We start from the raw sequence: 18230 nt of genomic DNA, 5'->3' as shown, positions 1-18230 counted from the left end.
GCCTGCTCCCGTTACTGCAGCTTGTAGGCTGCGTCGTTCCACCGAAGTTCATTGCGGAAGGTGTGCAGCTTCGTCTCATCGTCGATGCGCACCAGTTCGATACCTGCGATCTCCGCGAAGTCTGCCATGTGCTCCATTGTCAACACCTGCGAATATCCAGTGTGGTGCGCACCGCCTGCATAAATCCATGCAGCAGCAGCGATCTTGAGACTCGGCTTCGGATGCCAGAGCACACGCGCTACCGGCAGTTTTGGCAACTCGTGCGCGGGCTTTACTGCGTCCACTTCATTCACGATCATGCGGAAGCGGTTGCCCATGTCCACAATGCTGGCGACAATCGCAGGGCCTGCGGGTGAATTGAAGACGAGGCGCACCGGGTCTTCCTTACCGCCGATGCCCAGCGGATGCACCTCAAGTGAAGGCTTGTTCTCCGCAATCGACGGGCATATTTCCAACATGTGCGAGCCGAGAATGGAGGGTTTGCCTGCGAAGTCGTAGGTGTAGTCCTCCATGAACGACGTGCCGCCGGGAAGCCCCTGCGCCATCACCTTCATGATGCGGACAAGGGCCGCGGTCTTCCAGTCGCCTTCGCCGCCAAAGCCGAAGCCGGAAGCCATCAGACGCTGCGTGGCAATGCCGGGCAACTGGCGCATGCCATGAAGGTCTTCAAAGGTGTCGGTAAATGCACCGAAGCCACCTTCGGTAAGAAACGCTCGCAGGCCAAGCTCGATGCGAGCCGCTACTGTCAACGAGTCGGCACGATCATGCTGCGGCGTAATTGTGTAGGTATCGCGATACTCCTGCACCAGCGTGGCGACATCGGCATCGCTGAAAGCATTCATGCGGTCGGTAAGATCGCCAATACCGAAGCCGGAGACGGTATAGCCGAAGACGCTTTGCGCTTCCACCTTGTCGCCTTCCGTGACGGCGACGTTGCGCATGTTGTCACCGAAGCGAGCCACCTTCAGATGCTGCGATTCATGCCAGCCCAGCGAAGCGCGCGTCCATGTGGCAATTTCGTTGACAGTCTCCGCATCGCTCCAGTGGCCAACGACCACCTTGCGTGCCAGGCGCAGGCGCGCCGTCATGAATCCGAATTCGCGGTCGCCATGCGCCGCCTGATTCAGGTTCATAAAATCCATGTCGATGGATGCATACGGCAGCTCGCGATTGAACTGTGTATGCAGGTGCAGGAAGGGCTTGCGCAGTGCCTTCAGTCCGGCAATCCACATCTTCGCCGGTGAAAAGGTGTGCATCCACAGCACCAGGCCAATGCAGTTATCCGCAGCATTCGCTTCCTGACACAGCTTGAGAATGCTGTCCGCGGAGACCATCACAGGCTTTGCCACCACGCGCACAGGAATTGCATCTTCCCTGTCCAGTGAAGATGCAATCGTGCCTGCGTTCTCTGCCACCTGTGCCAGCGGACCCGGGCCGTACAGATGTTGACTGCCTGTAACGAACCACACTTCCAACGGATTCTTGCTCATTGACGATCTCTCCATGAGCAGGATAACGGCTTTTAGTGTGCGCCACGGCTCCTGGCTGCAATCTCACGAAGATCATGCAGCACTTCCGTGAAAGATTGCGGCGCGGCGCGGCGATCTCCGAAGCTCTCATAGACGCGCCGGTACAGCGGATATAGCTGCTCATAGATCACCACGGCGTCCGGGTCCGGTTCATAGACCTTGTGCTGCGGACACATGCGTGCCTGGGCATCTTCGATCGTCGCAAACGAACCAGCCGCAACCTGTGCGAAGATGCCCGCCCCAACACTCGTGGTGGAGGAAGCAGGCACCAGCACCGGCTTATTGAATACGTTGGCGTAGATCTGGTTCAGCGTGGGATTATGCTGCGGAATGCCGCCGCCGTTGATGACGCGTTCCACCGGCACACCATATTCCGCCATGCGCTCAAGGATGATGCGTGTGTGGAACGCCGTACCTTCAATCGCTGCGAACAACTCGTCCTGCGCCGTGCTGACCAGGTTCCAGCCAAGCGTGATGCCACCCAGATCGCTGCGCACCAGCACAGTGCGGTCGCCGTTGTCCCAGGAGAGACGAAGCAGGCCTGTCTGCCCTGCGCGGAAGGTGTCCAGCCCTTGCGACAGCGTCTTTACATCTGTGCCGGAACGCCGTGCGATGGCGTCGAAGATATCGCCAACGGCGGACAACCCCGCCTCAACACCGGTGTACTGCGGATGTACGCTGCCCGGGACAACGCCGCACACACCGGGAATCAAAGATGTCCTGGGTTGCATGGCGATGATGCAGGTGGATGTGCCAACAACGTTGACGACATCACCCTCACGGCATCCAGCGCCGATGGCGTCCCAATGCGCGTCGAAAGCGCCCACAGGAATGGGGATACCCGCACGCAGGCCAAGCTTTTCTGCCCATGCCGTGTCGAGGTGGCCCGCAAGATGATCTGAGGTCAGTACCTCGCCCTGCAGCTTTTCGCGAACACCGGTAAGGAGTGGGTCAACAGCGATCAGGAACTCTTCCGGCGGAAATCCATCCCACTTCGGATTCCATAACCACTTGTGCCCCAGCGCGCAGACACTGCGTTTCGCGTCGCGTGGCGACGTGATGCCTGACAGCGTTGCCGCCACCATGTCGCAGTGTTCAAATGCCGATGCGAAGTATGCGCGCTTTTCCGGGTTGTGGCGCAGCCAGTGCAGTAGCTTGGCCCATCCCCACTCGTGCGAGTACACGCCACCGCACCACTCGATAGCCTCAAGATTGCGCTCGTGCGCCAGCGCGGTGATCTCCTGCGCTTCGTTCAGCGCACGGTGATCGCACCACAGATAGTAGTCGTCCAGCGGCTGCATGGCGGCGTCGACAGGCACCACGCTTGATCCTGTGGTATCCAACGCGAACGCCTGCACATCGGCACCGTTCACGCCTGTTTGCGCCAGGACTTCGCGCGTAGCCAGTACAAGCGCGTCCATCTGAGCCGTGTGCGACTGCGTAGCGAAATCCGGATCGTCACGCTTGCGGTTCAACGGATACGATGCAGAGGCTGTTCCCAGGCGTCCGCGGTCACTGTCCAGCAGCGTCACACGGACGCTGAGTGTTCCAAAATCTGCTCCAGCTACGATGGCCATTTTCGAAGGTTTTCCAGAATAAAGGCGTTGGTGTCCGTTACAGTCTGCCGGATTGCCAGACGAATTGTCACACCTGACGGCCGCAGGGAACATTTTCCTGTCATAACGCGTTTCGCAAGAGGCAAGCAGAGCGATACTGGTCAGGCTTGTCTTCACCCCGACGGAGAGTCGCACCTATGATCCGTGTACGCAATCTTGTCCGCACCTTCGGCGATTTCACTGCTGTAAAGGACATCACATTTGACGTGGAGCAGGGCGAGATTTTCGCCTTCCTGGGGCCGAACGGCGCAGGAAAATCCACCACTATCAAGATGCTTACCACGCTGCTGCGCCCCACCAGCGGCACCATTGAATTGGACGGCAAAGACCCCAACCGCAACCAGATTGCGGCACGGCAGAGTTTTGGCATCGTCTTCCAGGACCCCAGCCTGGACCAGGAACAGACTGCGTGGGAAAACATGGAACTGCACGGCGTGCTGTATCACGTGCCGCGCAAGGTCCGTGCAGAACGCATTGAAACGCTGCTGAAAACCTTCGAGCTATGGGACCGCAAAGATGCCATGGTGAAGACCTTCTCCGGCGGTATGAAACGCCGACTGGAAATTGCGCGCGGATTCCTGCATACGCCGAAGATTCTCTTTCTGGACGAGCCCACGTTGGGCCTTGATCCGCAGAGCCGCAACCAGCTCTGGACGCATGTGAAGGCCCTGAATGAGAGCGAAAAGACCACCGTCTTCCTCACCACGCATTACATGGATGAAGCGGATCGTGTGGCGCATCGCATTGCCATCATGGACCACGGCGCCATCGTGGCACAGGGAACCTCGGCGGAGTTGAAGGCGCAGACGGACACGGACTCTCTGGAAGCGGCATTTCTCGCGCTGACGGGTTCGTCGCTGCGTGACGAAGGTGCGGATGCAAAGGCTGGCCTGCGGCAGATGGCCCAGATGTGGAGGCGATAGGACGATGGGTGCAATTTACATTCTGTGGCTTCGGGAACTGAAGCGTTATGTCCGTTCGCGTGTGCAGGTGGTGGTATCGCTGGCGCAGCCCTGCCTTTATCTGTTTGCCTTTGGAGCCGGTTTCAGCCCGGTCTTTCGTCAGGCCGGTCTGGGCAGCTATCTGCAATTCATTGCGCCGGGCATCATTGGCATGACCATTCTGTTTTCGTCCGTGTTCAACGGCATTGCCATGCTGTGGGATCGCCAGTTTGGGTTCCTGAAAGAGACGCTGGTAGCGCCAGTATCGCGCCTGCAGATTATGACGGGCCGCACGCTGGGCGGCGCCACGGTCGCCGTGATTCAGGGCACGCTGGTGCTGCTCATCTGCCTGCTCTTTGGCTTCCGGCCGCAACACTGGACGTCGCTTCCCTATGCGTTTGTCTTTGTGTTTCTGGTGGCCATGTTGTTCTCCGCGCTGGGAACGGCCATTGGCTCCGTCATTAAGGACATGCAGGGGTTCCAACTGGTGATGAACTTCCTGGTTATGCCCATTTACTTCCTCAGCGGCGCGCTATATCCGCTGGCAAACCTGGGCAAGGTGATGAAAGTCATCACGCACCTTGACCCGTTGACCTATGGCGTGGACGGGCTGCGTGGAGCGCTGATCGGCCACTGGCAGTTCTCACCCGCGCTGGACGCAGGCATACTGACTGCTATCACCTGCGGCTTCCTGGTGCTGGGCGCCTACCTGTTCTCGAAGATCGAGGTGTAGCTTTCGGCCAGAGTCACCAGATGTTTTAAATTAGGTCTGACGTAGCCATGCCAATACCAGTTTGCGCATCGTTGCTCGCTCTGGGTTCGTAAGGTCGCGCCCTAGAAGGGCTCTTGCAGTCCCAAGAATTTTCCTATCGTACTCTGGCGGTATGACCTTTCCAGTTTGCAAAGCTTTGAGTTTCGCAATTTCCTCTGGAGTCACTGCTGAAAAAACAGATTTGATAGCCTGCGTAGCGGCGTCTTTGAGAGACAAATCAGCCTTTGCGGGCGTTGCTTGCATGGTCGCTGAAACAAAACCGGGAGTCGAAACAAGTTGAGTCGATACTTCTGCAGTGGCTGCTATAGAGAGCACAGTTCCCTGGAGTTGCTCCATTCGCAGAAATTTGATGACCTCAGTCTTGGGAATTTCGTGCCTTGTATCCGCTTCCTGACGCAACTGAGGATTCAGAGATGAATTGCTCGGTTCAAGGGTAATCAAATGCACTCTAACGCCGAAGCTCTGAGCTATCTGAACGGCAACACGCAGGTCTCCGTCACCGCTTACCAAGTAAGCATCCCCAATTGCCTGATTCCGGGCAAGCTCAATGAGGTCAGTAACGATTAGGGAGTCAACTCCCTTCTGCTGTCCGGCTCCGTTGATATACCCCAGACGCATCTTTACGTCTGGCATTTCGGCGAGAGTCGTTTGTTCGATTGTCATGTTTCCGCGTGTGCCGTCGTACCAATAGATACGCAGAAGTTCCGCTACAGGCTTTGTCGTGATGCTTTTGAGTTGATTAATGATTTCTGCTTCGTTCAAGCGAAGTTGGCTACGAGTCAGTTTGCCTGCCGAAAAGCTCAGAGCGCCTTGACCGAAAATGTAGCCAGCATCAACGAAGACCGCATACCGAGAAGTGAACATATTTGCTCCATAAACGTACTGAGGCCCCCGCAGGGGCCTCTAAATAAAACCGTCGCAGCGACACATATAGAGCCGCGACAGTTGATTAACTTTATCAGTAATACCCCTCAGGTGCAAGTCATGACTGCGCACGTCCCTACCTTCGAATAAGCCTGTTCAGTAACGCGGGACATTTCCGTCGATCTCGCGGGACCACTGCTCGATGCCACCGGCCATGGACTGAACGTTGTCGTAGCCCTCGCGGCGGAGCCATGCCGTGACCGACAACGACCGTGCGCCGTGGTGGCAGACCACGACAATATGCGCATCGGGGTCCAGTTCATTATTGGCCCGCGCGGGTATCTCATTCATAGGAATGTCTTTACTTCCGGCGATATTCGCGGTTTCAATCTCCCACGGCTCACGCACGTCTAATAGGACAAAGGATGTTTGGGATGCGCGCATTTGCGCAACCTCTGCGACACTGATTTCAAAGGGCAGCACAGAATTAGCATACGCAAACTTCTTATCAGGAATCGCATCCTACCCTTAACACCAGCTGGAAAGGTTTTATTGAGTGGCACAGACCAAGGTACTGGTCGTAGAAGATGAGCCGAACGCGCGCGCGGGCCTGGCAGAATTGATTGCTTCCTGGGGTTATCGCACGGAGACCGCCGTAGATGGCGTGATGGGGCTGGACATGGTGGTGCGCTGGTCGCCCGATGTGGTGGTCACGGACCTGATGATGCCGCGCATGGACGGTCTGCAACTGCTGGACCGGATCAGCGAACTGCCACAACAGAAGGTTGCCGTGGTGATGCTTACCGCGCAGGGCTCCATTGAGTCCGCCGTGGATGCGATGCGCATGGGCGCGTATGACTACCTGCAGAAGCCGGTAGATCCGCAACGCCTGAAGACCATCCTGCAAAACGCACAACAACAGGCAGAAACAAACGAAGAAATCAGCTCGGAAGAGATTTCGTCCGAAGCAAGCGGTCGTCTTGGGCCGCTGGTGGGATCGTCGCCCCATATGCGGGAGATCTTTCACCTGATTGAACGCATTGCGCCGAACAATGTCAGCGTTCTGATTACAGGCGAAAGCGGCACGGGCAAGGAACTGGCGGCGCGCGCTCTGCACATGTTCAGTGGCCGACGTAATAAGCCTTTTGTTGCCGTGAACTGCGCCGCCATCCCGGAAACACTGATTGAAAGCGAAATCTTCGGGCACGAAAAGGGCGCTTTTACTGGCGCGCAGGAACGTCGTGCGGGATGCTTTGAGCTGGCTGAAGAAGGCACCCTGCTGCTGGATGAAATTGGCGAAATGCCCGCTGCCACGCAGTCAAAGCTGCTGCGCGTGCTGGAAGACCGCAGGCTACGCCGCCTGGGTTCACGCGACGAGATTCCCGTAAACGTGCGTGTGATTGCTGCCACGAACAAAGACCCTCATCAGGCCGTTTCCAGCGGCGAACTGCGGGGCGATCTCTTTTATCGACTGAATGTTTTCAATATCCAGATGCCTTCCCTGCGCGAACACAAGGAAGACATTCCGGCCATGGCAGAGGCCATGGTGCAGGAGATGAATGATCGTCATAGCATGCAGGTACCGGGAATCTCGCGCGCTGTGATGGATCGCTTCATGGCCTATAGCTGGCCGGGGAACGCGCGTGAACTGCGCAACACGATTGAGCGCGCGGTGATTCTTGCGAATGGCAAGTCGATTGACGTATCGCATCTGCCGCCGGGCTTTGGTGACGAACAGCACACACCACCTGCACACGGCGCTCATCTCACGCTGCCGGCCACAACGTTTTCCGGGCCTGCTAACAGCAATGACACCGTGCATCTTTCTGTTGGCATGACAGTGGATGAAGCGGAAAAGCAACTTATCCTGAAGACGCTGGAAGCCACGCGGAACAACAAGACGCGCGCTGCGGAAATTCTGGGGATCAGTTCCAAGACACTGCAGAACAAGCTGAAGGAATACGCCCTGGAAGACAAGGACGCCCTCGAGTCATGAGGCTTCGTTACAAGTTGATAGCGGCTACGCTGCTGTTTACCTTCACCTTAACGGTTGTACTTTCGCTTGTATTCCTGTCGGAGATCCTGCGCGAACGTATCGCGCAAACGGAGTCGTCGAACAGCGTGCTGGTACACCAGATGCTGTCGGCCACGCGCACGGCGCTGCAGAATGGCCTGCGCGACCATCCCCCTACAGAGACTGGCGAACAGGCGTTGCAGACAGCCATTGAATATGCGTTGCAAAATGATGACGCGTTAGCTGAAACGCTGAATGGATTCGTCCGCTACTCTCCCAGCATTCAGGATGCGTATCTTGCCGACGCGAATGGACGCGTTCTGGTCAGCAGCGATCCCGCTCTGCTCAACGCGCAGCAGCCGCACCGTCGCGACTTCTCCCTGGTCACAACGGCATCCTTGCTGGAGAAGCGGGCGCTGCTCTTTGGCGATCCGGAGACGCTGGATATGAGCCTGCCGATGGAACGAAACGGGCAGCCATTCCTGACAGCGCATCTCGGAGTTCGATCCACGCTTCTGCGGAATGCGTATGCCCCCTGGCTGCGCGATGCTGCCATGATCTGCGTCTTTGCGCTGGCCGGTGCGCTGCTGGTGGCGGCTGCCCTCTCTGCGGCAGCGATGCGGCCGCTGGAAGATATCAGCCGTGAACTCGACGTCCTTTCCGGTACATCGGGCGTAGAGACAGAAGAAACACAAAACAGCGATGCCGTGCAGCGTGTCAGCTCCTCCATCAGCCGCCTGGATGAACGTATCCGCACCAGCGAACAGACACGCACGGAGATGGCCAGCAATCTGAACAGCATGTTGCAGACGCTGAAAGACGGCGTGATGCTGATCGACGCGGACCTTCGCGTCATTATGGCCAGCGAAGCCATGCACCATTTTTTGCCACCCGGCAAAGACGCCGAGCTGGGTGCCCCGTTAACGGATATCTTCCCACGCAACACCGCAATTGGCGCTCTGTTAGCGGACCTGGTGACAGAACGCCGCAGTGTCCGCTCGCAACCTGTCGTCCTGGCCGATGGTCGCACGGTGGAACTCTCGTTCGATTATTTTCCCGGCAACGCTCCCGGCGCATTGCTGACGCTGCACGATGTGGCGGCACAGGAAGAACTGGAACGCGAAATCGAAGTGGCCCGGCGTATGGCCAGCATTGGACGCCTTACCGCTGGCGTTGGCCACGAGGTAAAAAATCCCATCAACGCCATGGTGGTCCATCTGGAACTGCTTCGCAGTAAGCTGGCTTCCGGTGCGCCACCCGATGGCGCACAGCGCCACGTCGATGTGCTGTCTAGCGAGATGGGCCGCCTGGATCGCGTGGTGCAGACGCTGGCCGACTTCTCCCGCCCCATGGAACCAAGGTTTCAGGAGCAGGATCTACTGCCTATTGTGCAGGCCGTGGTGCAGCTTGTGGCAGGGGAAGCAGAAAAGGCAAACATCGCGATTTCTATTGCCGAGGGTACTCCGGGGTCGTCATTGCGCGTGGTGGCCGATGCCGAATTGCTTCGGCAGGCATTGCTGAATATCGTATTAAATTCCATGCAGGCGATGCCCGAAGGCGGTGCCATTCACATCCAGCTATCGCGAGAACGCGGTAGTGCCGTCATCTCCATCCGTGACACGGGAACAGGCATTTCGCCGGACAAGCTGGACCGCATCTTCGATCTTTACTTCACCACAAAGCCAACCGGCAGCGGCATTGGCCTGGCTTTGACGTATCGCATTGTGCAGCTTCATCGTGGCGTTATCGCCGTCGCTTCTGATGCGGATGCTGCGTCAACGACACATGGCACAATCTTCACCCTGCGACTTCCGCTGGCAGGACGCAATGCGGCTGCTTCGATTCCGGCGGTGACGGCATGAACCGTTCCCTGCGCCTCTGTGCTTCGCTGATCCTGGCTCTTCCGCTGGCAGGCTGCCATAAGCGTGTGGTCGTAGCGGCTGCACCTCCACTGCCTCCGCCAACGCCCGTGGTCAGTGTGCCGCCGCCGACGCATCCCACGGAACCTCTGCCAGAGATTCCAGTCATTGCATCACCGGCAGTTCCCATTCCAACGGAGCCGCCGGTCAGGCCTCCTGTTCGGCGGCGGCCATCAACGGCAAACCAGCCGGTTGAAACAGCATCCGCAGCACCGTCGGGGATTGCCGATCTTGGGCAGTTGACCACAGGTGGCGAATCCAACAACGAACAACTTCGCCATCAGACGGAGGACTTGCTCCGTACGCAGAACCGCAGATTGGTTTCGCTATCCTCCGCTGCCATCGCCATGCACGCGCAGCAAGTGGAGCAGGCACGGCTCTACCTGAAGCAGGCAGCCGACGCATGGAAGAAACAGGATATGGAAGGCGCACGCACACTTGGCACCAAGGCCAAGGTCATCCTGGATGAGATTCAGGGTTAGAGTTCGCGGCGGCCTTCCATAGCGCGGCTAATCGTCACTTCATCCGCATACTCAATATCGCTGCCGGCAGGGATGCCGGTGGCGATGCGCGTGATGCGTAATGGATGGTCTGCTGCGGCGCGATGCAGTTCCCCCGCTAACCAGTGGGATGTGGCTTCACCCTCAACCGTGGGCGATAGTGCAAGGATGATCTCCTCAATGCCGCCGAGCCTGCTGAAAAGGTTGGCCGTGCGAAGCTGCGAAGGGCCAATACCATTGAGCGGTGACAGCGTTCCATGCAGCACGTGATAGACGCCGTTGTAACTGCGCGTTTTTTCAATGGCTGCGATGTTCGTGGGTTCTTCCACCACGCACACCGTTGCATGAGTCCGCGTGGGGCTGGAGCAGTACACGCAGGGATCGACGTCGGTGACGTTGTTGCAGATGGAACATAAGCGCAGCTTTGCGCGAAGCTCCTGGATGGCCTGCGCCAGTGCGGATGCTTCTTCACCGGGTGCGCGCAGGATGTGAAACGCCAGCCGCTGGGCCGATTTGGCCCCGATTCCGGGAAGTCTGCGCAACTCTTCAATGAGTCGTGCCATGGGTTGGGCAAATCGTTCCATTTGGTACCTGCGAGCTTCATCCTATCAGCGGATGAAGCAGGACACGATGCAGGTCACAGCGTCGCTTTCGGCTTCTTTGCAATCCCCTGAACAAAACGCAGAATACCGTCTGCAATGGCGCTGAGACTGCTGTGTTCCTCCACCGCCCCCATATCGAGAGCGGCTCGAGGCATGCCAAAGACCACGCTGCTGGCCTGATCCTGAGCGAATGTGGGTGCGCCATTGCGACGAAGCGCCAGGAGCCCCTCGGCACCGTCACGACCCATGCCGGTCAGCAGAACACCAACACAATCCGTATGCCGCAGCGCAGCCAGGCTGTTCAGGAAAACATCCGCCGAGGGACGGTAAGGTGAATCTTCCGGCTCGGTGGTGTAGTGCAGATGCGGATAGCCATCGACTCCGCGCGAGATGATAAGGTGGTCGCGCGTCTCCGCAAGATAGACATGCCCCTCACGGACAGGCTCGTTCTCCTTTGCCAGATGGATAGGCAACGCGCACTCCTGCGATAACCATCGCTGCAGACCTGGAACAAACTGACAATCCAGATGCTGCACAATGACGATCGCTGCAGGGAATCCCGCTGGCAGCCTGCGCAGAATCGTAGCGAGTGCCTGCGGCCCCCCCGTTGACGCACCGATACCAATGACGGGTACTTTGCCGTGGCGATGAGAGATCGGCGGTGCATGTACAGGGGCAGTTGGCTTTGCCGGTGGGCCGTTTTTCTTCTGTCCTACCAGACGGCTTACGCTGATCAGTTTGCGACGGAACTCCGCCACGCTGGCAGCATCCTTCAGGTCTGGCGTGGTCACGGCATCCAGAGCTCCATTACCCATAGCGCGGAAGACCAGTTCGCGATTCCCTGTCACCGTTGCCGTGACCACGAGAATGGCGCAGGGTTTGATGGACATGATCTTCGCCGTTGTGTCCGCGCCGTCCATGCCCGGCATTACCAGGTCCATCAACACAATGTCGGCGGGATCGGCGCGATGAAGCATCTCTGCGTGTTCGCCGTCATAGGCCACCCATGCGACGGAAAAGCCCTCAGTCTCCGCGACCGTGCGCCGCAGCATCTCAGCCACTATGCGCAGGTCGTTTACGATGCCAACACGCATCAGTGGGCGTCCTCCGCAGACTCCTCTGCCGTGGCAGGCATGCGCGCAGGGCCGATCAGGTCTTCCACCAGTTGCAGGAAGGTGGTCTCTTCAAATTCGCCCTTGGTGACGTAGGCATCTGCGCCTGCCTGTAGACCACGCTGACGGTCCTGCTCGCGGCCCTTATAGGACAGCAGAATCGCAGGCATGGAACCGATGCGGGCATTGGCACGCAGGTTCTCAATCAGTTCAATACCATTCATCTCCGGCATGTCCACGTCGCTGACCAGCAGATCAAAGTCCTCTACCTGCAGGATGCCCCATGCCTCCACTCCGTTGGATGCTAATGTCACACGGTAATCAGCACGGATAAGGGTGCGGCGCAACATCTGCCGTACCGTGGGCGAGTCATCCACCACAAGCACGCGGGCCTGCTCATCCGCGGAGGCACCAGCAATGCGGCGTCTCTGCACGTTCTGGGCGCTACGCAGCAGGTTATCCGGTTCGACGATCAGAAGAGGTGCGCCCTCTTCCGTAATGGTGACAGCGGCGATTGCGGGCATCTTGCCGAAGCGTTCATCCAGTTGCCGCACCGCGACCGTGTCATCGCCCAGGATGCGGTCCACCTGCAACGCCAGCGGGATCTCCTGCCCTGTGTAGTCAATCAGCAACAGTACGGTGGCATCACCGGGCTCAATGGTGCCGCCTCCGCCCAGCGCATCCACAATGGGCAGTACCGGGATGGCCGATTCATTTTCCGCCTCAAACACGGGCACACCGTCTTCGCCGGCGCGAACCATTCCTGAAACCACGCGCGAAAGGCGCACCAGCGGGATGGCGTAAATCTCGCCTTCTCCCTCCACAATCAGTACGCGCATCAGAGATCGTGTGACGGGCAGCGTCAGGTGGAAGGCAGTTCCCTTACCCAACGTGCTTTCAATGCGAACCGCGCCGCCAGCTTCGTGCACCATGCTCTGCACCACGTCAAGACCGAAGCCGCGGCCGGAAATCTCCGTCACCGTGTCGCGCGTGCTGAAGCCGGGGAGGAAGAGGAACTCCAGGATTTCATTGTCCGCCAGTCGCGAACCGACATTGGCCTGCACCAGTCCGCGCTTTACAGCACGATCCAGCACCTGCGGAATGCTGACGCCTTTGCCATCGTCGCGCAGCGTAATGACAAGTCGTCCGTTCTCGTGCCGGGCATACAGCGTAATGGTTCCCTGCACGGGTTTGCCTGCATCCATGCGCTCTTTGGGGCCTTCCAGTCCGTGATCCAGAGCGTTACGCAGAATATGTTCCAGAGGCGCACGAAGACGATCCAGGATGTCGCGGTCCACCTCCGTGCGCTCACCGGTGATGACGAAATTGACCTGCTTGCCGAGTTCCTGCGAAAGATCGCGCAAGAGACGGCGCAGACCAAACACGATGTCCTGAAAGGGGCGCAGACGCGCCTGCAGAATCTCGCGGTGAAGATGGCCGGTAGCGTGTTCCGCTTCGGTTGCACCGCGTTCCAGCTCGGTCAGGTGAAGCTGCAAGTCACTGGTGCGGGACGTGATTTCTGCGAGTAATTCTCTCGCATCCGGCGTGGCTGTTCCGCGAAGAGATTCGCTCAGGTCATGTAGCATCCGACGCAGGCTATCGCTGTCTGTCTGCAAACGTTCGTGGGTGCGCACCACCGCCTGCGCCTTCACCAATGCATCCGATGCAGAGCCCAGAATGCGGTCAAACCGTTGCGCTGTGATGCGCAGGTTCTGCACGCCTCCCACTGCCCCCTGCGTTGCCTCAGGGTTCTGTTGCGCTGCAGACTCGGTGTCAACCTCATCGGCTGGAGTCATGATCCCGTCTTCTACTTCCGGAATAGAAGCCCATTGCCTAGCAACAGGGGATGCTTCCGTGACGTCTGCTGCGGCAAGCTGTGTGGCAAGCTCTTCGACTCGCGATGCGCGCGACTCCAACCATCCCGCAGATTCTGGCTCAGACAATGCAGCGAAAGCTCGCAGAAGATCGTTGGCGGCGAGCAGCGTATCCACATCCTCTGCACGCAGTGCGCGCCCCTCCTGTGCCGCGACCACACGGTCTTCCATGGCGTGTGTCAGCTTTACGATGTCCGTCAGGCCTACGACGCGTGCTGCACCTTTCAACGAGTGCGCGCCGCGCATCAGTGAACGCAGCATTTCGGCATTCGACTCGCCTTCCTTCATGTTCAGCAGAAGGCCCTGCATCGATTCGGAATGCTCTTCCGCCTCCATGCGGAACATGTCGAAAAAGGAAAGGTCTTCGAAGTTATCCATGATGTAATCAGGCGATGGCCCGCTTCATCCTTTCCATGAGGGTTTCCACTCGAAGCACCTGAGCCGTAAGGCCATGCATGTCATCAAAGGCGCCATGCGTCCATTCCCCGGAAAGGATATCGCCTTCCAGACGAACCGCACCCGTGCTGACGCCGACGACCGCGTCTACGGGGACAGCCCAGTGCTGGTGCTGGTCGTCCTGCAGGATAAGCGTACGAGCCTGGGTACCGGATACGGCAGCATCAGCCACACCCATCAGGCGTGCCAGCGAACAGCACGGAATTACTTCGCCTCGATGTGCGACCAACCCCAGCACCGGCCCGGAACGTCGATGGGGCAATGGATACGGAGCCAGTGAACGCGATACTGCGGCGAGCATGCGCGAGGGTAGAGCCAGCGTTAATCCCGCCAGACGGAAGACCAGCATGTTCGCCGTGAATCCGGGTTCTTCATCCGGCGCGTGGGCCAGCACTGCGGCCATCTCGTCGGCATAGCCTGCGGGCTGCTGATGGGCAAACAGGACGCGGCGATCCGCGTAGCGGTCTTCCGTGGACGGCGTCGTGTTGGGAGTTGTGTCGCTCATGCCATCTCCGGAACATGGACGCGACGCCTGCGCAGACGCGCTGCGAGTGCACGATTCAATCGGTTCGATGCTCGGGAACGCCACAGACGACTCAGCAATTCCAACGCAGGCAGATGATCCGACTGCAGATACAGTACCTGCCTGCAGAGTTTCTCTGAGGTCACGACATCGCGGTCAAACACCGCAGCCGCTCGCTCATAGAGAACCTCGATGTCATCCTCCTGCGTCTCGGGCCGAATCCGCGACACCGTCACATCCGCTGACGAAGTTTTTCCGACGGTCGCTGAAGACTTCTGCGGTTGCTTCGGAAGCTCTACCGCCGCAAACGTAAATGTATTCGCTGCTCCCTGCATACGGAAGAGAGGCGTGAGGTCGCTGCTCCAATCCGCCGCGCCCAGCACGAGCCTTCCGCCGGGTTTCAAGGCACGTGACAGACTCACCGCCAGCCGCAGACGCGATACCGGATCGAGATAGATCAGCAGATTTCGACAGAAGATCAGGTCATAGCCACCGCTCTGTAACGCATCGTCATCCAGCAGATTCACGCGCTCAAACCGGACAGGCACGCGCACCTCCGGCACCACCGTCCACGCATTTCCGGTAGAGGTCAGAAAGCTCTCCTCCCGTGGGCTGGGGATATTGCGGAGCGAAAGCCCGCTGTAGATGGCGTCCTGCGCACGCAACAACGCATGTGCGGAGACATCCACGGCATGGATGCGAAAACGTTCCGATGGAACGCCTTCTGCAAGTAGCAAGGCGGCGATACTGTACGGCTCTTCCCCGGTGGAACAGGGCGCGCTGAGAATGGAGATGGGACCGGCGTTTTCTGCAAGCCACGCCTTCACCCACGCGACGCTTTCCGTAAAGACAGCGCGATCGCGAAAGAAGCACGTCTCGTGGATGTAAATCTCTTCCGCCAGCGACTCCTGCTCTCTCGGACTTGTGCGGTAGTGTTCGGCGTACGCTTCCGCGCTGCGCAGACCGGCTGCGTCCATGCGACGGCGAATCGCACGGCGAAGATGCGCTGCCTCCAAGGCGGAAGCATTCATGCCAAGCGTGGAAAGCAGATGCGCTGCGATGAGTGCCGAAACATCATGCGTCATGGCAGCCTCGCAATCGCGCTTGTGAGCACTTCGCATGGGTCCAGCCGTTCCATACCGGATGCGGCGATATCTTCTTCTGTGCCAATGGCAAATGCCTCGGATACCAATGCGCCTACTTGCAATCCAGAGCACTCCAGCAGCAGGATGCGCGAACCAAGCGTGCGCGATGTTTCCTCACCCAGAACCTGCTTTGCCATATCGAAGACAGGGATGCGGCTGCCGCGATAGTTCAACCAGCCGATCAGCCCATCCTCTTCTGCGGGTGACAGCGTCGCCCAGGGAACGACGCTGTTCAGCCGTGTCAGTTCCACGTAACAACGGATGTCACCAACAGCAAAGAGAAGGTATTGCTTTCGCCGTCCGGCGGATGTGGCCGATGCGACTTCTTCGGCAATACTCATCCCAGCAGAGTCTCCGGCGGCGCGGTTTCATCGGCGCCTTCAAAGATGCGCTGCTTCAGGATGTTCACAGCGCGGTGCAGTTCCAGGGACACCTGGTTCAGCTCAGCCACGGCATCTGTGGTCTGGCTGGCGGTTTCCGTAAGCTGCCACATGGCTTCGCTGATCTGCTGTGCGCCTTCGCTCTGGTTCTGCATACCAAGATGCACCATCTCGTAGCGCGGCGTCATAGCTTCCACACGCGCAATGATCTCCGAGAACTGCGCACGGACAAGCTCAGAGACTTCCGTGCTCTTTTCCACGGCATCGGTGAGCGCGCGCACTTCTTCGCCACCTGCGCCCACGGCATCCTGCATCTCGCGGATGGTCTGCTCAATTTCCTGCGACGCGCGTGCGCTCTGGTCGGCCAGGCGACGAATCTCGCGTGCCACCACACCGAATCCGGCACCGGCTTCCCCTGCTTTTTCCGCTTCAATGGCAGCGTTCAGTGACAGCAGATTTGTCTGGTCAGCCACCTTGGTGACAGCAGCCGTAACTGCGTTGATCTTGCCGGCCTTTTCGCGAATAGCGGTAAGGCTGGACGAGATGGTTTGCCCGGCACGCTCCAGAAGTTCGATGGATGCTCCAAAGCCTGCCAGTACCGTACCGCCCTCACGGGCAATCTCGCTGGCGCGCGCGGCTTCCTGCGATAGCTCTTCCATGGCGCGCAGCAGTTCCTGCGAGGTGGAAGAGATTTCTTTCACAGCCGTTGCCACTTCCGTGGACGACACATTGAAACTTGTCGCCGCATTCAACTGCTGGCTGGCGCTGGAGGCAATCTGCGTTCCGCTGGAGGTGAGCTGAATGGTGATGCCAAGCAGCGGGTCCACCACGCGACGGCTCATGAGCCACGACAACGCGCCGACCGTACCCAACGTAAGCAGTCCCGCAATCAGCATGGTCCACTGCAGGCGGCTGAATTCCTGCTTCACGGCAACGCTGGCCTGTCGAAGCTCTTTCGCATCTGCAATGGCTACCAGAATCCAGTCATACTTCTGGATGTAAGAGAAGCGAACAATCGCAGCATCATTCCCATCTTTGGATGGAACGTCCAGCGCCTCTTCCTGCGCATCCCTCATGTTCAGCGACTTACTCATCACCACGGGCAGCCATTGCGATTCTGTCTCTTCCGCAATGTCGAACGGCTTCACCAACATCTGGCCGCGTTGCGGACCATGCGCGTAAATAATGGCAACCGAACCATGAACACCAATGGAGTTTGCGGCAAGCTCCTGCTGCAGACTCTTCACACCGTTAACAGACTGGCCCAGATACAGTGATCCAATGATTTCGCCCTTGGTGTCGCGCAACGGCTCGTAACGGCCGATGTGCCACTCGCCCGCCTCAAGCGTGCGTCCTACATAGGCATTGCCACTGGCAACGATCTCGGCAGGGTTCACAGCGGCATCCTGTGTTGTCTTTCCAAGGAAAGTATTCAGACGAACTGCAGGGGAACTCGCTGCGACACGCACCAGATCGCCCGTTTTGCCCACGCGCTGAAAGACAACCGCCAGTCCACCCGTCTGCTGCGCTACTTCCTGCACAATGTCCGAACGTCCGCGGTTCAGCAGATCAGAACCAAAACGAATGGGCTGCAGGCTGGTCTGTCCACCCACATGTTTTTCGTCGCCGATGAGTTCACGCGTAGCGGGTGGTCCCTGCAGGGAAATGCCGCCTGTTGCCGCCAGAATAAGTTGCGCGATGTTCATGTTCAGGCGCAATTCACGGTCGATGTAATTGGCCGTCACCTCTGCCGATGCGTAGCCGTGGTGCAGCGACTTCTGCGTGCGCACGACCATGAAGTCGGTCACGTTGGTCCGAACGATCGTGCTTGCGCGCCTTGAGCTGTTCCAGATGATGAAGGCGAGCACGATCGTGACGGCAATCGCCGGCATGAGGGAAAGGAGCAGTATCTTCTTGCGGAGAGAACGTTTGCTGAACTTCATGGTAGTCGCACCCAGCATAATCGCAAGAAGCCTGTTCGCC

At 58.6% G+C, this 18230-nt stretch carries 16 protein-coding genes; 5 read left to right on the top strand and 11 right to left on the bottom strand.

The window, feature by feature from the left end; all coding sequences use genetic code 11:
* Positions 1-11 precede the first annotated feature (11 nt).
* Entirely contained in the window at positions 12-1490 is a 1479-nt protein-coding gene (gene araA, locus AB6729_RS02420; protein WP_371079960.1) for an L-arabinose isomerase, read from the bottom strand.
* A 32-nt stretch (positions 1491-1522) separates the two neighbouring features.
* Positions 1523-3106: a ribulokinase gene (locus AB6729_RS02415; RefSeq protein ID WP_371079959.1), complete on the bottom strand. Its 1584-nt coding sequence runs from the start codon at positions 3104-3106 to the stop codon at positions 1523-1525.
* A 176-nt stretch (positions 3107-3282) separates the two neighbouring features.
* On the opposite strand from AB6729_RS02415, the gene AB6729_RS02410 reads away from it, so the two are divergent.
* Both AB6729_RS02410 and AB6729_RS02405 read left to right on the top strand, forming a co-directional pair.
* Complete coding sequence (locus AB6729_RS02410) at positions 3283-4068, top strand: ABC transporter ATP-binding protein (RefSeq protein ID WP_371079958.1); 786 nt, start codon at positions 3283-3285, stop codon at positions 4066-4068.
* 4 nt (positions 4069-4072) lie between these two features.
* A complete protein-coding gene (locus AB6729_RS02405; protein WP_371079957.1) occupies positions 4073-4819 on the top strand; it encodes an ABC transporter permease in 747 nt (248 codons plus the stop codon).
* A 30-nt stretch (positions 4820-4849) separates the two neighbouring features.
* Here the strand turns inward: AB6729_RS02405 and AB6729_RS02400 are convergent, their stop codons facing one another.
* Together AB6729_RS02400 and AB6729_RS02395 are read right to left on the bottom strand one after the other, a co-directional pair.
* Positions 4850-5722 (bottom strand): NYN domain-containing protein, encoded by an 873-nt coding sequence (locus AB6729_RS02400; protein WP_371079956.1) that lies wholly within the window; start codon positions 5720-5722, stop codon positions 4850-4852.
* 156 nt (positions 5723-5878) lie between these two features.
* On the bottom strand, positions 5879-6205 hold the full coding sequence (locus AB6729_RS02395) for a rhodanese-like domain-containing protein (RefSeq protein ID WP_371079955.1): 327 nt from the start codon (positions 6203-6205) through the stop codon (positions 5879-5881).
* A gap of 73 nt (positions 6206-6278) precedes the next feature.
* Between AB6729_RS02395 and AB6729_RS02390 the strand changes: the two genes are divergently transcribed.
* Genes AB6729_RS02390 through AB6729_RS02380 form a run of 3 tightly spaced genes read left to right on the top strand, consistent with a single transcriptional unit; the run spans position 6279 to position 10137 of the window.
* Positions 6279-7718 carry a sigma-54-dependent transcriptional regulator gene (locus AB6729_RS02390; RefSeq protein ID WP_371079954.1) on the top strand — a complete coding sequence of 480 codons (1440 nt, stop codon included), beginning with the start codon at positions 6279-6281 and terminating at the stop codon, positions 7716-7718.
* Entirely contained in the window at positions 7715-9598 is a 1884-nt protein-coding gene (locus tag AB6729_RS02385; RefSeq protein ID WP_371079953.1) for an ATP-binding protein, read from the top strand. The genes AB6729_RS02390 and AB6729_RS02385 overlap by 4 nt, the downstream gene beginning before the upstream one ends.
* Positions 9595-10137 carry a hypothetical protein gene (locus AB6729_RS02380; protein ID WP_371079952.1) on the top strand — a complete coding sequence of 181 codons (543 nt, stop codon included), beginning with the start codon at positions 9595-9597 and terminating at the stop codon, positions 10135-10137. The genes AB6729_RS02385 and AB6729_RS02380 overlap by 4 nt, the downstream gene beginning before the upstream one ends.
* On the opposite strand, the gene recR is transcribed toward AB6729_RS02380, so the two are convergent.
* The 7 genes from recR to AB6729_RS02345 are packed head-to-tail and all read right to left on the bottom strand — an operon-like array spanning position 10134 to position 18190.
* On the bottom strand, positions 10134-10739 hold the full coding sequence (recR, locus tag AB6729_RS02375; RefSeq protein WP_371079951.1) for a recombination mediator RecR: 606 nt from the start codon (positions 10737-10739) through the stop codon (positions 10134-10136). The two genes, AB6729_RS02380 and recR, sit on opposite strands and share 4 nt — an antisense overlap.
* A 53-nt stretch (positions 10740-10792) precedes the next feature.
* Entirely contained in the window at positions 10793-11851 is a 1059-nt protein-coding gene (cheB, locus tag AB6729_RS02370; protein ID WP_371079950.1) for a chemotaxis-specific protein-glutamate methyltransferase CheB, read from the bottom strand.
* Entirely contained in the window at positions 11851-14121 is a 2271-nt protein-coding gene (locus AB6729_RS02365) for a response regulator (RefSeq protein ID WP_371079949.1), read from the bottom strand. The genes cheB and AB6729_RS02365 overlap by 1 nt, the downstream gene beginning before the upstream one ends.
* A gap of 7 nt (positions 14122-14128) precedes the next feature.
* Positions 14129-14704, bottom strand: coding sequence for a chemotaxis protein CheW (locus tag AB6729_RS02360; protein WP_371079948.1), 576 nt, complete (start codon positions 14702-14704; stop codon positions 14129-14131).
* On the bottom strand, positions 14701-15843 hold the full coding sequence (locus tag AB6729_RS02355; RefSeq protein ID WP_371079947.1) for a protein-glutamate O-methyltransferase CheR: 1143 nt from the start codon (positions 15841-15843) through the stop codon (positions 14701-14703). The genes AB6729_RS02360 and AB6729_RS02355 overlap by 4 nt, the downstream gene beginning before the upstream one ends.
* Positions 15804-16208 carry a chemotaxis protein CheW gene (locus AB6729_RS02350; protein ID WP_371079946.1) on the bottom strand — a complete coding sequence of 135 codons (405 nt, stop codon included), beginning with the start codon at positions 16206-16208 and terminating at the stop codon, positions 15804-15806. The genes AB6729_RS02355 and AB6729_RS02350 overlap by 40 nt, the downstream gene beginning before the upstream one ends.
* Entirely contained in the window at positions 16205-18190 is a 1986-nt protein-coding gene (locus tag AB6729_RS02345) for a Cache 3/Cache 2 fusion domain-containing protein (RefSeq protein ID WP_371079945.1), read from the bottom strand. Before AB6729_RS02345 ends, AB6729_RS02350 begins: the two co-directional genes overlap by 4 nt.
* Positions 18191-18230: the final 40 nt, after the last annotated feature.

The organism is Terriglobus sp. RCC_193 (assembly GCF_041355105.1).
In the GTDB taxonomy this organism is placed as follows: domain Bacteria; phylum Acidobacteriota; class Terriglobia; order Terriglobales; family Acidobacteriaceae; genus Terriglobus.
The sequence above is the reverse complement of the archived record's forward strand: the minus strand, read 5'-3'. Positions and strand labels throughout refer to the sequence as shown.

What these genes read in the sequence shown, in the direction of transcription:
- AB6729_RS02355 (WP_371079947.1), bottom strand. Translation starts at nt 15,843, where the DNA reads ATGCGAAGTGCTCACAAGCGCGATTGCGAGGCTGCCATGACGCATGAT.
- AB6729_RS02380 (WP_371079952.1), top strand. Translation starts at nt 9,595, where the DNA reads ATGAACCGTTCCCTGCGCCTCTGTGCTTCGCTGATCCTGGCTCTTCCG.
- cheB (WP_371079950.1), bottom strand. Translation starts at nt 11,851, where the DNA reads ATGCGTGTTGGCATCGTAAACGACCTGCGCATAGTGGCTGAGATGCTG.
- AB6729_RS02350 (WP_371079946.1), bottom strand. Translation starts at nt 16,208, where the DNA reads ATGAGTATTGCCGAAGAAGTCGCATCGGCCACATCCGCCGGACGGCGA.
- AB6729_RS02360 (WP_371079948.1), bottom strand. Translation starts at nt 14,704, where the DNA reads ATGAGCGACACAACTCCCAACACGACGCCGTCCACGGAAGACCGCTAC.
- araA (WP_371079960.1), bottom strand. Translation starts at nt 1,490, where the DNA reads ATGAGCAAGAATCCGTTGGAAGTGTGGTTCGTTACAGGCAGTCAACAT.
- AB6729_RS02410 (WP_371079958.1), top strand. Translation starts at nt 3,283, where the DNA reads ATGATCCGTGTACGCAATCTTGTCCGCACCTTCGGCGATTTCACTGCT.
- AB6729_RS02345 (WP_371079945.1), bottom strand. Translation starts at nt 18,190, where the DNA reads ATGAAGTTCAGCAAACGTTCTCTCCGCAAGAAGATACTGCTCCTTTCC.
- AB6729_RS02405 (WP_371079957.1), top strand. Translation starts at nt 4,073, where the DNA reads ATGGGTGCAATTTACATTCTGTGGCTTCGGGAACTGAAGCGTTATGTC.
- AB6729_RS02415 (WP_371079959.1), bottom strand. Translation starts at nt 3,106, where the DNA reads ATGGCCATCGTAGCTGGAGCAGATTTTGGAACACTCAGCGTCCGTGTG.
- AB6729_RS02400 (WP_371079956.1), bottom strand. Translation starts at nt 5,722, where the DNA reads ATGTTCACTTCTCGGTATGCGGTCTTCGTTGATGCTGGCTACATTTTC.
- AB6729_RS02385 (WP_371079953.1), top strand. Translation starts at nt 7,715, where the DNA reads ATGAGGCTTCGTTACAAGTTGATAGCGGCTACGCTGCTGTTTACCTTC.
- AB6729_RS02365 (WP_371079949.1), bottom strand. Translation starts at nt 14,121, where the DNA reads ATGGATAACTTCGAAGACCTTTCCTTTTTCGACATGTTCCGCATGGAG.
- recR (WP_371079951.1), bottom strand. Translation starts at nt 10,739, where the DNA reads ATGGAACGATTTGCCCAACCCATGGCACGACTCATTGAAGAGTTGCGC.